Source organism: Pontibacter ruber, from assembly GCF_023630205.1.
Lineage (GTDB): Bacteria > Bacteroidota > Bacteroidia > Cytophagales > Hymenobacteraceae > Pontibacter > Pontibacter ruber.
The window spans coordinates 183,552-198,006 of sequence record NZ_JALPRR010000001.1; the positions used below are offsets into that span (position 1 = coordinate 183,552).

Sequence of the window (14,455 nt, forward strand, 5' to 3'; positions counted from 1 at the left end):
CTCCTGGTAGAACTGACAGAGGTGTATACTTAGTAGTTATATTGCTTACTGCGCCAGGTAAGTACCACTTTTGTTTTGGCGAGGGATCAGAAGCAGCTCTTTTTGCCTGCCATTGATGTAGCGCATACCAGTTGGCGTCAGCACAGCCTCCTCTTCCAGCATCACTCGGATCTCTTTGTTGTTCCATTCCGGCAGGTTGACTTTCGCATTCAGTTCGATGGAAAAAACTGTGTTGGGCTGCAGTGGGTAATCGCCGGTGCCGGGCACGCCCTGTTGCATGTCCCACATGCCGATGGCTGGTCCTGCTCCGTGGCCGTGGTAGCCAATAGGGTGCGAATAAATGCTGGCTTCGATGTTCTCTTTTTTTGCTTGCGCTAAGGCAGCTTTCAACGCCTCATTTCCTGTTCTGCCCAGCGTCATGTTCGTGGTCAGGATGTCCTGCAGGCGGTTGCCGGTCGCCAGCGCTTTCTTCAGGTAATCGGGGGCATCGGTTTCTCCGGGTTTGAGTACGTAAGCCAGTTGCTGTACATCGGTGTTCAGTTTCAGGTAAGTTATGCCAAAGTCTACGTGCACCAGGTCGCCGGACAGGATAACTTCCTGTGCCGGACGCTGCGCAAAAGACCGCTGCGAGTCACCGGCTCCGGGGTTCGCTCTTTGCACATCCACCGTCGGGTGGAACCATGCTTCCAGTTTCAGCTCCGCAACGCGTTCTCGGAACCACCACATCACGTCGTCTGTGGTAGTAGTACCCGGCTTGATTACCTGTTCGGAAAAACCTTCGGCAATGATGTTATGCCCGATCTGGCTGATCTGCTCATACAGCTCCAGCTCAGAATCCGTTCGTATTTGTAGCCAATCTACGGCCAGTTTTTCTGCCGACACCACCCGTTTCTGCTGCGGCTTGTCCAGGTACTTCACCAGGTTGTCATACTCGTTTTTGGCCAGTCCATCGGCGTGGCCAAAGTGAGGGGAAAAGTTAAGGCCGATCTTTTTCGGGTTCCGCTCGGAAATAAGTGCAGCCAGTCGCTTCCATTGGTCCGGCTCCTTCTCCGGGTCCCAGGCACCTTTAAACAGGTTGCCGATATCATAGCGTGCAACAGCCAGCCGCTCCACCCCTTTGTCAGCTCCCTGATCGTAAAACAGCAGGATCGTTCTTCTGCGGGCTGCCAGCCAGGTAGCAGGCAACATGGTTTTAATAACCGGGTCTTCGTTATACTCCCGGGCGATGATCAGCCACATGTCTATACCTTGTTTGCGCATGAGGGTAGGCAACAGGTTATCGAGGCGCTCCTGCAGGAGCTTGTCTTCCAGAGCGGCCCTTTCCTTTAGCGGAAGTATAGGAGGCATTTGCTGCGCGATAGCGATGGTTATGAAAACCTGCAGGAGAAGGAGAAGCGATAGAAGTTTTTTCATACAGTGGAATGGTGAAGCGTTAGAACAAAGATAGGAGAATAGGTGAGATTAGAAAGAGGCAAGTACAAGATCTATAGTCTTCTGGCTTACAGCAAGCTATACAACTTAGAACAAAATTTATATAAACAACAAAGGCAGCCTAAACGGCTGCCTTTGTACATAATGTTACACAAGTATAAATTACCCTCTGCTTCTCTTTTCAGGAGCTTTGATGGTGAATTCCTGCGTCTTTTTGGTGCCGTTGCTTTCTACCTCTACGGTATACTTACCAGGCTGCAGATAAATTACCTTGTTATCGGCTGGAGTAACTTTTATAGGTTCATCGCCCTCTTTTTTAGAAGCGTTCAGCGCTGTCTCATAAGCCTTGGCGTTGGCCTCGTCTACCGACAGGTTGTAGCTCACATAGTTCAGGCCTTTTTCGCTCTGGTCTTTCAGCTCTTTCACCAGCTGCCCTTTTTCGGTTTTAATGCGGATGGTAGTATTGCCGGCTGCTGAAGTATAGAACGGTACAACCAGTTCCGGCTCATTTGCTTCGCTCCAGGCACCGCGCTTGTTGCCCCAACCTTCGTTGTAGTTTACAGGCTCAAAAGCGAAGATCTGCAGGCTTTCCTTCATCAGTTCCGGCGTTAGTTGCTGCAGGTGCTTTACAGGCGCAATGTAGATAGAGCGGCCGTGTGTGGCTACTACCAGGTCGTTCTCACGTGGATGAACAACTAAATCATGCACGGAAACGGCAGGCATACCATTGCTCATGGCCATAAAGGTCTTGCCTCTGTCCAGCGAGAAGTACAGGCCGTGGTCGGTGCCTACATACAGCAGGTTCGGGTTCTTAGGGTCTTCTTTTACCACGTTGATGGCCTCGGTTGGCAGGTTGCCGCCAATGCGCTCCCACTTCTTGCCGTTGTCTTCGCTCACATACAAGTACGGTGTAAAGTCATCGTAGCGGTAACCGTTCAGCGAAGTATAAACGCGATCCTGCTTGTGGTTTGACGCCACTACCGTAGATACCCACAGGTCTTTTGGCAGCTTGTCCGAAATACGTACCCAGGTATATCCGCCATCTTTTGACGTCTGGATCACGCCATCATCGGAGCCGGTATACAGCAACCCGAAACGCAACGGCGACTCGTCTATTGTTGTAAGTGTACCATAGCCCACATCGCCTTTTCGGCCGCCGTTGGTCAGGTCGCCGGAAAGGGTTTGCATGTCCTCGCCCTTCTTCATGGAGCGGTGGAATTTGTTCGATCCGAAGTATAGCACATCCTGGTTGTGGCGGCTCAGCAAGATCGGCGATTCCCAGTTAAAGCGCAGCGGCGTTTCGCCCAGTTTATGCGTAGGTTTGATGAACACACGCTCGCCGGTTGCCTTGTTCAGGCGGGTATAGTTGCCGTACTGCGATCCGTTATACACAATGTTGTTATCGCGCCAGTCTACCTGCACCATCATGCCATCGCCACCACCGATGCGCTCATACGGGTACTTGCCGCGGCTGGTCCAGTCCAGGCTATACTTGTAGTTGCTTGGGCCAACCCAGGTGCCGTTGTCCTGCAAACCACCGTACACATTGTAAGGCTTGGCCATATCAACCGCAATAGAATAGAACTGCCCTACCGACGGGTTGTTGGCATAGAACCACGTCTTGCCATCGTCATAGCTGATGTTGATACCGCCATCGTTGCCATTCACCAGGTAACCCGGCTTGTCAGGGCTCACCCACAGTGCTTGGTGGTCGGAGTGGACGTTATCGCCTTCAATGCTGCGGAAGCTCTTTCCTCCATCATCTGATGTAAGGATCGGAACACCCAGTATATAGATCTTATCTGGGTTGTGAGGAGCCACACGTACTACACCAAAGTAATAGCCGTAGCTGGAGTACAGGTCATCAATGTAGCTGTCGTGGGTTTTCTTCCAGGTTTTGCCGCCATCGTCGGTGCGGTATACTTCGGCACCTTTTACTTCGGTAGCATGGCGCTCGGCCAGCGGATCGATGATATAATCAGATAGTGCAGAAGGCTTCAGTTCACCGCTCTTTACCATCGCCTTCAGGCTTTTGGCAGTATAATCGCGCGGGAAACGGTTCTGGTCCAGAAAGGCATTCAGGCTCTTGTCGTCCAGCTTCTGAAACTCTTCTGCCGACATGCCCGCAAACAGGTCATTATCCAGCATTTCAGGCTTATCCCCTTTCTTCTCTACCGGACGACGGTCATAGTTATCCAGCAAAGCATACAAGATGTTCGGGTTGCCAGGAAACAGGCTCAGACCAATGCGGCCTACATTCTCATTGTCCGGAAAACCACTACCGGCCTTGGTGATATCGGTCCAGGTATTACCACCGTCAGTAGATTTATGGATGCCGGATGATTTTCCGCCTTCCACAAAATCCCAGGCACGGCGCTCGCGGTGCCACAGGGCCGCATACACATTGTTCGGGTTCTTCGGATCAACCTGCAGGTCGATGGCGCCGGTGTTGTCGTCTATGTACAGCGTTTTTTTCCAGGTTTTACCGCCATCTGTAGTTTTGTAAACGCCACGGTCTTTGTTTGGCGAGTATAAGTGGCCCAGCGCCGCTACCCAAACGGTGTTCGGGTCGGTTGGGTGCACGATGATCTTGCCGATGTGGTGCGTATCGTCTAGACCCATGTGCTGCCAGGTTTTGCCGCCGTCGGTGCTCTTGTAAACGCCCACACCCGAGTAAGAAGAGCGGCTGGAGTTCGCCTCGCCGGTACCGATCCAGATGGTTTCGTTGTTGTTCCAGTCGATGGCAATGTCGCCGATGGTCATCACGGCCTGCTCATCAAAAAGCGGTTCAAACGACTGCCCGTTATTCGTAGTTTTCCAAAGCCCGCCCGAAGCATAAGCTGCATAGAAAGTAGTAGGATCTTTAGGCGAAACGTCGATATCGGTGATACGGCCACTCATTACGGTTGGCCCCACGTTGCGCAGTTTCAGGTTTGCTGCTAACGAGTTTTGGTCTAGTTGCTGCCTTTTCTGAAAGGCTTCCAGCCTGGCTTTGGCGGGTGTTGCCGCCGGTTGTTTCGTTTTCTTCTGAGCCTGCACGGCTCCTCCAAGAGCTACCAGCAGTGCTACCGAAAGTATACGTTTTTGCATTGTATAGAAATAGGGTGATTAGTATGGTTTAGATTGCGTCTCTAAAGCTAATGATTTACCCGCTATTTTAGAATAGGGTGATAACATTGGAGTGTATCATTCTAGAAAATGACAAAATTGGAGAAGCCTGTCTCTTTTACATTTCGTCTTTTCTGATAAAGTCAACCTCATCGGGCAAGTATAAATCCTGGTACGCCACTATCTCCGTACCAGGAAATGAAGTATAAAAGTATACTTCATTTAAGTATAAAAACATGGGAAAGGCTATTGGTTTTGATGTATACGGCACCCTGGCAAACCCGCACCAGATAGACAGGCACCTGACAGAACTGATCGGGGAACAGGCAGCATCGTTTGCAAAGCTCTGGCGGGAGAAACAGCTGGAGTATGCCTTCCGGAAAGGGCTGATGAACAGGTATGAAAACTTCGAGATCTGCACCAGGCAAGCACTCTCCTATTGTATAACCACCTTTGACGCAAGCATTACACAAGAGCAGCAGGAGCACCTGATGAAGCAGTACCAGCACCTGCCTGCTTTTGCGGATGCAGCTGCCGGTTTGGAGCAACTCAAAAGCCAGGGGCACCGGCTCGTAGCTTTTTCAAACGGACTGGAAAAGAACGTGCGCAAATTATTGGAAAATGCAGGGCTGCTGCAATATCTGGAAAACGTGATCAGCGTAGATGATGTCCGGCAATTCAAGCCACATCCGCAGGTATATCAGCACCTTGCCAAGCGCCTGAACACGCCTGTTCAGGATACCTGGCTTGTGTCGAGCAACCCCTGGGACGTGATCGGTGCCAAAAGTGCCGGCCTTCATGCAGCCTGGGTGCAACGGAACAAACGCACCGTGTTTGACCCGTGGAATGTTGAACCTGATCTTGTTGCAGAAAGTATACCTGACTTGGCTCTCAAACTAAAATAGAAGTATAAATTACAGCCCAAGACCCGACCTATGAAAAATATCCTGCTATTGCTGTTTCTGCTTTGTGCTTTCGCTTCTTGTACCGAGTCTGATTCAGTTGCTGTCGCTGATCAGAACTCCTCGCCCGCTCACTTGCTTGTTTTTTCTAAAACGAGCGGGTTCCGGCACGAATCTATACCTGCCGGCATAGCTGCCATACATAAACTGGCACAGGAACCCGGTGTACGGGTAACAGCTACTGAAAATGCAGCCTATTTCACAGAGGATTCCCTGTCAAAGTATAAAGCGGTCGTTTTCCTGAGTACCACACAGGATGTGCTTAACGCCAGCCAGCAGGCTGCTTTCGAAAAGTATATCCGTGGAGGCGGCGGTTTTGCGGGCATACACGCTGCTTCCGATACCGAGTACGACTGGCCCTGGTATAACAAACTGGTCGGGGCATACTTCGAAAGCCACCCGCACATACAGCAGGCAAGTATAAATGTCTTAGATAAAAGCCATCCTTCCACCACCCATCTCCCCGACCATTGGGAACGAACAGACGAGTGGTACAATTTCAAAAACATGAACCCGGATGTAAAAGTGCTGGCAAAACTGGACGAGAAAACCTATGAAGGAGGAAAGAACGGCGACAACCATCCGATTGCCTGGTACCACGAATTTGAAGGAGGCCGGGCTTTTTACACAGCCCTTGGCCATACTTCCGAAAGCTACTCAGAGCCGTTGTTTCTGCAGCACATCTGGGGCGGCATTGAATATGCAATGGGAGAATAAACTAGATCCGGCATAATCAATCCTGGTCCTCCAGCGAAAATATATCTTCCACCGACTTGCTAAACACGCGTGCAATTTTAAGTGCCAGCACAGTAGAGGGTACATACTTGTTTGCCTCCATGGCATTGATTGTTTGCCGGCTTACGCCTATCTTTTTTGCAAGCTCCTCCTGTGTCAGGTTATGTATGGCCCGTTCCACTTTTAAAGTATTCTTCATGCGAAAGATTTGGAGGTGCGGTGAAGTATAAAGTTGAAGCGGACCAGGAAAATGAACAGCAACGTGAACATGTTAAAGATCATGATCTGGTAAAAGCCCGCCCCATAGATAAACAACAACGAAAAAAGCAGGAAACCATAGTTGATGTATGTTGCCCACAACAGTGACTCCAGCCTGATCTTGGCGATATACTCGTCTTCGTCTTTCTCCTCTGAAAAAGCAGCCAGCAAGCCGCCTATGATCACCATCGCACCAATGAGCTCATCAGCAAGGTCAGTTTTCGTTAAGGTTAGAAACTTATTGGGCTCAAACAACCCTCCGTCATACAAAGCAAAAACGGTAGCATTCAGCTTGAAGAAGCTGTAATCGAAGAGCACCATCAGGAGGCCGAGCAGGGTGGATGGGATAAGTAATATCCAACCGATGATCTTATATCGGTTGGGAAAAAGATAACGTGTTTTCATGGTCTTATTTCTTGAAGTACACACCAAATGTAAAGAAAACCTGCTTTATGTAAAACATACTTTACTTTTTGTAAGCTCTATTTTACATGAACAACTAACGCTTGAGGGTCAATTGACTTTAATTTTAAGTGAACAGAGAAGGGAATAAAAACAAAAGAGCCGAAACATTACCTGCTTCGGCTCTTTACATAATAGTTGGCTACTGTTTTTAAATACCTCTAGAACTTCCCTCTTAGAGTCAGAACCACATTTCTGCCAGGAGCGCTGATGCCGGAGGCGAACACGCGATAGTAACGGTCAGCAATGTTTTCCACCGCTGCCTGGAACTGCAGGTTTGGCGTGAGCTGGTAGGCAGTGCGCAGGTTAAAGGTGTGCCAGGCGGGCATACCCTGTGGTGTGGCATACTGCAGGTTGTCTTCGCCGTTCGGGTTGTAGTCTGCCAGCTTTTTGGCACCATGGTAGAGCATGAAGAATTCGGCACGCACGCGCTTTAGCTGCAGGTTTATACTTGTCTTTCCGAACAGCGGCGGGATGTGGTCCAGCGGAATATCGTTGCCCTCGGTATGGATGCGGCCATAGGTATAGTTCAGTGAGGAACTCAGGCTCAGGTAACCTGTCACGTCGGCCTGCAGGCTGGCGCTGTAGCCATACAACGATGCTTTGCCGGCATTTACGTTTGCGGTTACCTGGCTCAGTTGCCCGTCGTAATCAATGGAATCCTGCCCGTTGAAAACAAAAGGCTGCGTTGTGATGGCATTGCGGTACCAGGTGCGGTAACCCACCACTTCCAGGTGCAGGCGGTCTTGTATCGTTTTTGAAGCACTTACTTCCAGGTTATATGTATGCTCCGGCGCCAGGCTTGGGTTTGGCACAATAACGTTACCCGGTGTTGAATCGAATACTTTACTCAGGTCATCTACGTTCGGAGCGCGAAAGCCGGTAGAACCAAGCAAAGCAAAACGCCAGCCACTGCCCGGCAGCAACACGGCCCCTACATTACCCGATACAGCATGGTTTCGCTGCTTCAGTTTATCCTCCAGAAAAGGGAAGTATGTTTTGTCTTCGAACGTGGCATCCAGGCCTACATAGTTATAACGTAGCCCTTCGTTCAGCACCAGCCACGGAGCTATGTCCCAGGTATGGGTAACGTAGGCGGCTGCGCTGTGCATGCTGGAGCCCCCATCCGGGTAGCGGGTAAACAGCGGCCTGTGCTGACCTGTAACAATGTTCTCTTCGTTGGCTTCTGAGTTTACGCCATTATAGGTTGCTTCCAGGCCATACTGCAGCCGATGTGCCGTTATACTTTTGGTAAAATCTGCATTCAGGCTGTATACCTGTACCTGCTCTATGCGGTGCGAAAGCCAGTCTTTGCCGAAGCGACGGTCGTTGCGGCTTTCCTCCAGCCACTGGTAAGCGGCTATTACCTTTGCCTCATCATAAAGTTTTGTAGCTCCAGTTAGACCCAACGTATAGGCGCCGAGCAAACGTTGTTGCGGACCGTAATACCACTGCCCGAACTTCAGCTTGCCTCCCGAAAAATCGGTCAGGCGGTCGTAGCGCGGAATATCGGAGCTGGTACTAAGCTGCAGGTTTAAGGTATGACTTATACTTTCTGATGGCTTGAAAAGCACTTTCTGCAACAGATCGTACTGCTTGTAGCCTGTCGGGCGCTGCACCCTCGGGTCGGGGTTTACGAGCATGGTATCGCGGTTGCCGATGCGGGCCGCATAGTAGTTGCGCACCCCCAGTTCACCATAGCTATCCTGCCGGTTCTCGCCCTGGCGCAGGTTGCCAAAATTAGAAGCAGTTATACTTGTCAGGCTGGCCCATTTGCTGCGGCCGTAGTTTACCTGGGCATGTATGGTTTTTTCGTCCGGAGCAGAAGCGTACCGGGTAAAGGCGCTTCCGCTGACCAGCTTTTTGCTACCTTCTTCTGCCAGTTTTGGCTGCACCGTATGGAAGTGCAGCACACCGCCCAACGCATCCGAACCATAGATTACAGAGCTTGGTCCGAACACTACTTCGGCACGTTGCAGCACGCTGTTATCCAGTGTAATGATGTTTTGCAGGTGCCCGCCGCGGTAAATGGCATTGTTCATGCGCACGCCGTCCACTACCAGCAGCACCTTATTCGCTTCAAAACCCCGGATGATCGGGCTGCCCCCTCCCATCTGGCTTTTCTGCACCAGCACCTTACCGCTTTGCTGGATCACATCGGCTGTGGTAGGCTGGCTCATAAAGTTCAGTTCTCTGCGGCTAAGCACCTCCACCTGCTGCGGCACCAATTGTTTTTGCGTGGCAAACCGCCCTGCCGATACCACTACCTCGCCCAGGTTGTGGCTCTGCTGCACCATGTTTACCTGATATTGCTGTTGCTGTAACTGTGCAGCTGTCAGCACCAGCGGCTGATAACCCACATAGTTTAATCTGATCTGTGTGCTTGCGGGGAGAAGTTGTGAGAGATCGGCGCGGCCTTTGGCATCAGTCTGCGTGCTGCCGGCTTCGGCCGTGATGGTAACGCCGGTTAAAGGCTCCAGCGTAGTTTTATCCACTACTTTTATACTTTGTGCCAAACTTAGGTGGCCCAGCAACAAAGACAAGGGCAAAAGCCCCAGTAATTTTTTCATGAAAGCGTAAAGTTCTATTCCTGTTTTAATTGTCTTATTTTCTTCGGATAAAACCAAAGGAAGAAGCCCGTAACCGAAAGTATAAGCAGCCCCAGCCCCAGCACATTCATGCTTAAAACTTTAAAAAAGTCGCTGATAATGGAGCCGTCATGCACTTTCTCGATCCAGTCGGAGTGGCGCTGGGCCACAGAAAGTACCTTGCCGGTGCCGGCATCGAGTTGTACTTCCCAGCTTCCCTCCAGAAAAATGGTTTTCACAATGCCTTTGTCCAGGCGGGCCTCAATACGGTCTATCGGATTATTCTTCACGGCAACAGCCGAGTCCAGGGCTGCAATAGAAAGAGCAGCCATTTCATGATGGGAGATCCACTGCTGCAGGTCGGTGGTTGCGCCCTTTTGTGTTGGCGGTTGCAGTAGATCCACATCCTTTTTCCAGGCAAGCAGCATACCCGTCAGGCTACTGATCAGCACCAGCAACCCGATCGCCAACCCCAGGTAGCGGTGGTACACCCTGAAGTTGCGCAGCTTTTCGGTGATGGTCTTCACCTTCTGCTTGGTGGTTATAGTGCTCAATTTCTTTCTGGATAAGGTAAAAGCCAGTACTTATAGTAAATACAGGAAGTACATGCATGCTGCTCCGGCTGTTCAATATCTTACATAAACAGCAAAGAAGCAAAGCACGCTCCTCAATATTGGTGTTCAAACTTGTATTAAATTTCGTTTACCTCGTGCAACCTTTCAGCCCGATTAACACTCTTGTAATTAATCAGATATAAATCACATGGTCTACAAACTATAGATTCGAAATCGACAGTTTGGTTTAATACCGTGGTGATAATTGAGTTGAATTGATAAACCTTTGCCATGCAGGACACCATCCTTTATCAGTTAAAGGCTTTTTTATACTTGCTCCTGTCTATCATAGAAAGAGACAACTAAGCATACCCCTTCTCCTGCTGAAACCTGCACAGGTGGCACATCCTTTTATTCTGTTTGCTGAAAGTATTTTACTGCAATAAAAAAGCCCCGCCAGTACTGGCGGGGCTTTTTTGTTATGAAGCGCTTCTACTATAAAGAGCCGGTTGCCGGTGCAGCTTCCGCTTTCTTTACAGATATGGCCTCCACGCCTTTCTCCTTCACAAGCTTGTTCAGCGCCGGAACATCCTGTGTTTGTACCTGCTTGAACAGGTTCAGTTGCTCGTCGATCTGGGCTGTGATCTCTTTTTTGAACGCATATGCCTGATCGGTCGGACGGAAATCACCGGTGCTTACCTGCCCTACCAGGTTCGCCAGTTTGTTGTTCAGGCGGATCGGGAAGTTAAGCGGATCCTGACCACTGCGGTTCTTGGTCTGGTACAGTGCCTCTTCGATTTTTGTGATCTTTTTATCGATAGCACTGGCAGACTCCACTACATCTTTGTAGTTGTCCTGCCCTTTCAGGTTACCTTTCAGCGTGTTCAGCTGTGCGCGCATTGCCCGGATATCCTTGATAGCATTATGGGTTTCGGTCAGCTTTTGGCTCACCTCCATCAGGAAAGAAAACTGCGCCGCACGGTCTTCCGGTGTGGCTTTGGTGCGCGGATCCGGAAGTATAGCAAACGTCGTTTCCTGGCTGTCTTTGTTCACGGTCAGCTTCGCTTTGTAGGTACCCGGTATAGCTCTCGGCCCCTGCGTGCCGCCACCCCAAAGTATAAGGCCATCAAACTTGCTTGCCTCCGGATAGCGCATGTCCCACACAAAGCGGTTCAGGCCCTCCTTCGCAGTCAGCTTATCGCTCTTTTCTTTGGCATTGCTGGCGTAGCTGCGGATCAGCTTGCCGTTCTGGTCCATGATCTCCAGCTTTACCACCGTAGCCGAATCCGGTTTCTGTGGCATGTAGTAATGCACCATCACGCCACCTGGGTGGTTCTCGCCGGCCGTTTTAGACGTGCCTCTGCTGCCTCCGTCCATGCGGTAGCTGTCCATCGGCTTGTACAGGTGGAATTTGCTGCCAGCTATACTTTTGTTCAACTGGTGCAGCGGGGTCAGGTCGTCGATGATCCAGAAGCTGCGGCCTTGCGTGGCAGCGATCAGGTTGTCGTTCTTGATGGTCAGGTCTGTGATCGAAACGATCGGCAGGTTCATCTGGAACGGCTGCCAGTTCTCGCCATCATTGAACGAAACATACATGCCATACTCCGTACCGGCATACAGCAAGCCCTGGCGCTTCGGATCGGCGCGCACTACGCGGGTAAAGTGGTTGTCGTCAATCCCTTTGGTGATCTTGTCCCAGGTTTTGCCGTAGTTAGTTGTCTTGTACAGGTACGGACGGAAGTCGCCGGACTTATACATGGTAGCCGCTATATAAGCTGCTCCTTTTTGCGTCGGGTGCGCCTCAATGCTGTTGATCTGGATCCACTCCGGCATGCCTTTCGGCGTTACCTTGTTCCAGGTCTTGCCATTGTCGCGGCTCACGTGTACCAGGCCGTCGTCAGAACCTGTCCAGATCACACCAGGCTCCACCGGCGACTCGTTGATCGCGAAGATGGTACCGTAGTACTCCACGCTAGTGTTGTCCTTGGTGATCGGGCCACCGGACGGCCCTAATTTAGAAGGATCGTTGCGCGTCAAATCCGGGCTGATGGTTTCCCAGGACTGGCCTTCGTTGTGAGTAACGTGCACGTGGTTGGACGTGGTGTAGAGTTTCTTCGGATCGTTCGGTGAGAACATGATCGGGAAGTTCCACTGGAACCTGTACTTCATACCTTCTGCGCCATGGCCCATCGGGTTGTCCGGCCATACGTTGATTACGCGCTCCTGCCCATTGCTGTGGTCTACTCTTGACAAGAAGCCGCCGTAGTTACCGCCGTACACAATATCCGGGTTCTTCGGGTCAACGGCAAGGTGGGCACTTTCTGCACCGGCTGTTTCTTCCCAATCGTCTTCGGTTATACTATAACCATTCGAGCGGTGGGAGATACGTACGGTAGAGTTATCCTGCTGCGCGCCGTAAATGCGGTAAGGGAAATGGTTGTCGGTTACCACACGGTAAAACTGTCCGGTTGGCTGGTTGTGGTAGGTGCTCCAGTTCATGCCGCCGTCGGCTGTTACCTGTGCGCCACCGTCATCGGCAATGATCATGCGCGACGGGTTCTCCGGTGCGATCCAAAGGTCGTGGTGATCGCCGTGCGGGGCGTTGGCAGCAGTAAAGGTCTTGCCGCCGTCTTTAGACCGGTGGTAAGACACGTTCATCACATACACCACGTCCACGTCTTTCGGGTCGGCATACACGCGGGTGTAGTACCAGGCGCGCTGGCGTATGTTGCGGTCGTCGTTTACTTTCGTCCAGGTAAGTCCGGCATTGTCCGAGCGGAAAAGGCCGCCCTCTTCTGCTTCTACCAACGCGTATACTCTGTCAGAATTTACAGGTGACACGGTTACGCCAATAATCCCCAATGTACCTTTTGGCAGGCCCTCGTTACGGGAAATTTCTTTCCAGGTATCGCCGCCGTCTGTACTTTTCCAGATACCCGAGCCAGGCCCGCCGGAAGACAGGCTGTACGGGTTACGGCGCACGTTCCAGGTGGTAGCGTAAAGTATGCGTGGGTTAGACGGATCGAAGGTCAGATCGACAGCGCCGGCGTCTTTGTTGGCAAACAGCGTTTTCTTCCAGGTTTTGCCGCCGTCCGTACTTTTATAAACGCCGCGCTCTTCACTGGATTTATACAGATCGCCCATTGCGGCAACAAAAACAACATCCGGGTTCTGCGGGTGTATGCGGACACGACCGATGTGTCTTGTGTCTTTCAGGCCAATGTGCTTCCAGGATTTGCCGGCATCCACCGATTTCCACATCCCGAAACCAGACGATACGTTGCCGCGCACGGTCTTCTCGCCCTCTCCCACATACAGTACATTCGGATCAGCCTCGCTCACGGCCACTGCCCCAATCGAGCCGCCGAAGAAACCATCCGAGATGTTCTCCCAGGTGGAGCCGCCGTCGGTGGTACGCCAAACTCCGCCCCCCACGGAGCCGAAGTAATACAGGTTTGGTTTACCCGGCACACCGGTTACGGTAGCCGAGCGGCCACCCCGGTAAGGCCCGATCGAGCGCCAGGTAAGGCCGTTGTAAAGTTTTGGATCGAACGTGGCAGCAGCGTCTTTCTTCGACTGCTTTGTGGTTGCCTTTTGCTTCTGCGCTACGACTTCCGGAGAAGCCAGCGCCAGCGCGAACATCAGGCAAGCTGCCGTACCCGTTCTGTAAAAGGTTCTTTTCATGAAAAGGTAAGTATTAGTTTAAGAGGTTAGTTTGTTTGGGGTAATGATTTAGTAAAGTTTGGGAAGAAAAGCAATAGCTGCTCCGGCTAAAGTCATGAACCTGAACCAGGTTTACAGCAAGGTTGAAGGAAACATACTATAGGTTGAGGCTTGAAAACAGCAGCCATCAGCCAGGAAACGACTGAAGTTTTTCGAAAAAAATTTTATTTTTTATTTTTTCAGAACCTTTAAATGGCTCAGAACAATGGTTTTGTTCAAAATCCCTCTCTTACTGCCTCATAATTATGGAAACCGGGCAGAGAATCACACAATGCTTTATTCCATCTAAATTGCACCTTCTTTTTTTCTTCCAACTAAGAACATAAAAAGTATAAATATGAATAATTATACTTTTAACTCAAACGCAACTTCTGTATTGAACTTGTTTACCTTGGAATAATTCAACAAAAGACCCTCCAAATAATGTTTAAACGCTGTAAAAACAAACAATAACATGCTGCAACATCCCGATTCACATTAAAGTAAAAGTCATAAAGTACCAAAAACTTACAATACTACTTTCTTACTCATCTGTTCACAGAATGTATCCTATACAATTCTGTGAAACGCTTTTACCATTATCGTTTTCACCCTTTTTACCTATTACGATCACTTTGTCTATGTAACACCTTTA

Annotated in this window: 9 protein-coding genes; 2 read left to right on the top strand and 7 right to left on the bottom strand. The window is 50.5% G+C overall.

The annotated features are described in order from the left end of the window. Positions 1-45: 45 nt before the first annotated feature. A complete protein-coding gene (locus tag MJ611_RS00735) occupies positions 46-1,413 on the bottom strand; it encodes a M24 family metallopeptidase (RefSeq protein WP_250427433.1) in 1,368 nt (455 codons plus the stop codon). Between the two features lie 180 nt (positions 1,414-1,593). Further along, the gene (locus tag MJ611_RS00740) at positions 1,594-4,521 is read right to left on the bottom strand and encodes a WD40/YVTN/BNR-like repeat-containing protein (protein WP_250427434.1); all 2,928 of its coding nucleotides are present in this window, start codon (positions 4,519-4,521) and stop codon (positions 1,594-1,596) included. 254 nt (positions 4,522-4,775) lie between these two features. On the opposite strand from MJ611_RS00740, the gene MJ611_RS00745 reads away from it, so the two are divergent. Together MJ611_RS00745 and MJ611_RS00750 are read left to right on the top strand one after the other, a co-directional pair. Beyond that, complete coding sequence (locus MJ611_RS00745) at positions 4,776-5,444, top strand: haloacid dehalogenase type II (protein ID WP_250427435.1); 669 nt, start codon at positions 4,776-4,778, stop codon at positions 5,442-5,444. Positions 5,445-5,474: 30 nt separating this feature from the next. Next, positions 5,475-6,218 carry a ThuA domain-containing protein gene (locus tag MJ611_RS00750; RefSeq protein ID WP_377495480.1) on the top strand — a complete coding sequence of 248 codons (744 nt, stop codon included), beginning with the start codon at positions 5,475-5,477 and terminating at the stop codon, positions 6,216-6,218. A gap of 16 nt (positions 6,219-6,234) precedes the next feature. On the opposite strand, the gene MJ611_RS00755 is transcribed toward MJ611_RS00750, so the two are convergent. The 5 genes from MJ611_RS00755 to MJ611_RS00775 all read right to left on the bottom strand — a co-directional run bounded on the left by MJ611_RS00755 (position 6,235) and on the right by MJ611_RS00775 (position 13,782). Beyond that, positions 6,235-6,435, bottom strand: a complete 201-nt coding sequence (locus MJ611_RS00755; protein ID WP_250427436.1) for a helix-turn-helix transcriptional regulator — start codon at positions 6,433-6,435, stop codon at positions 6,235-6,237. Next, entirely contained in the window at positions 6,432-6,899 is a 468-nt protein-coding gene (locus MJ611_RS00760; RefSeq protein ID WP_250427437.1) for a hypothetical protein, read from the bottom strand. The genes MJ611_RS00755 and MJ611_RS00760 overlap by 4 nt, the downstream gene beginning before the upstream one ends. 218 nt (positions 6,900-7,117) lie before the next feature. After that, complete coding sequence (locus MJ611_RS00765; RefSeq protein ID WP_250427438.1) at positions 7,118-9,526, bottom strand: TonB-dependent receptor; 2,409 nt, start codon at positions 9,524-9,526, stop codon at positions 7,118-7,120. Positions 9,527-9,540: 14 nt separating this feature from the next. After that, the gene (locus tag MJ611_RS00770; RefSeq protein WP_250427439.1) at positions 9,541-10,098 is read right to left on the bottom strand and encodes a PepSY-associated TM helix domain-containing protein; all 558 of its coding nucleotides are present in this window, start codon (positions 10,096-10,098) and stop codon (positions 9,541-9,543) included. Positions 10,099-10,593: 495 nt separating this feature from the next. Next, the gene (locus MJ611_RS00775) at positions 10,594-13,782 is read right to left on the bottom strand and encodes a WD40/YVTN/BNR-like repeat-containing protein (protein WP_250427440.1); all 3,189 of its coding nucleotides are present in this window, start codon (positions 13,780-13,782) and stop codon (positions 10,594-10,596) included. Between the last annotated feature and the right edge of the window lie 673 nt (positions 13,783-14,455).

Coding starts and splice junctions, on each gene's coding strand:
- MJ611_RS00755 (WP_250427436.1), bottom strand. CDS start 6,435: ATGAAGAATACTTTAAAAGTGGAACGGGCCATACATAACCTGACACAG.
- MJ611_RS00740 (WP_250427434.1), bottom strand. CDS start 4,521: ATGCAAAAACGTATACTTTCGGTAGCACTGCTGGTAGCTCTTGGAGGA.
- MJ611_RS00735 (WP_250427433.1), bottom strand. CDS start 1,413: ATGAAAAAACTTCTATCGCTTCTCCTTCTCCTGCAGGTTTTCATAACC.
- MJ611_RS00750 (WP_377495480.1), top strand. CDS start 5,475: ATGAAAAATATCCTGCTATTGCTGTTTCTGCTTTGTGCTTTCGCTTCT.
- MJ611_RS00745 (WP_250427435.1), top strand. CDS start 4,776: ATGGGAAAGGCTATTGGTTTTGATGTATACGGCACCCTGGCAAACCCG.
- MJ611_RS00765 (WP_250427438.1), bottom strand. CDS start 9,526: ATGAAAAAATTACTGGGGCTTTTGCCCTTGTCTTTGTTGCTGGGCCAC.
- MJ611_RS00760 (WP_250427437.1), bottom strand. CDS start 6,899: ATGAAAACACGTTATCTTTTTCCCAACCGATATAAGATCATCGGTTGG.
- MJ611_RS00775 (WP_250427440.1), bottom strand. CDS start 13,782: ATGAAAAGAACCTTTTACAGAACGGGTACGGCAGCTTGCCTGATGTTC.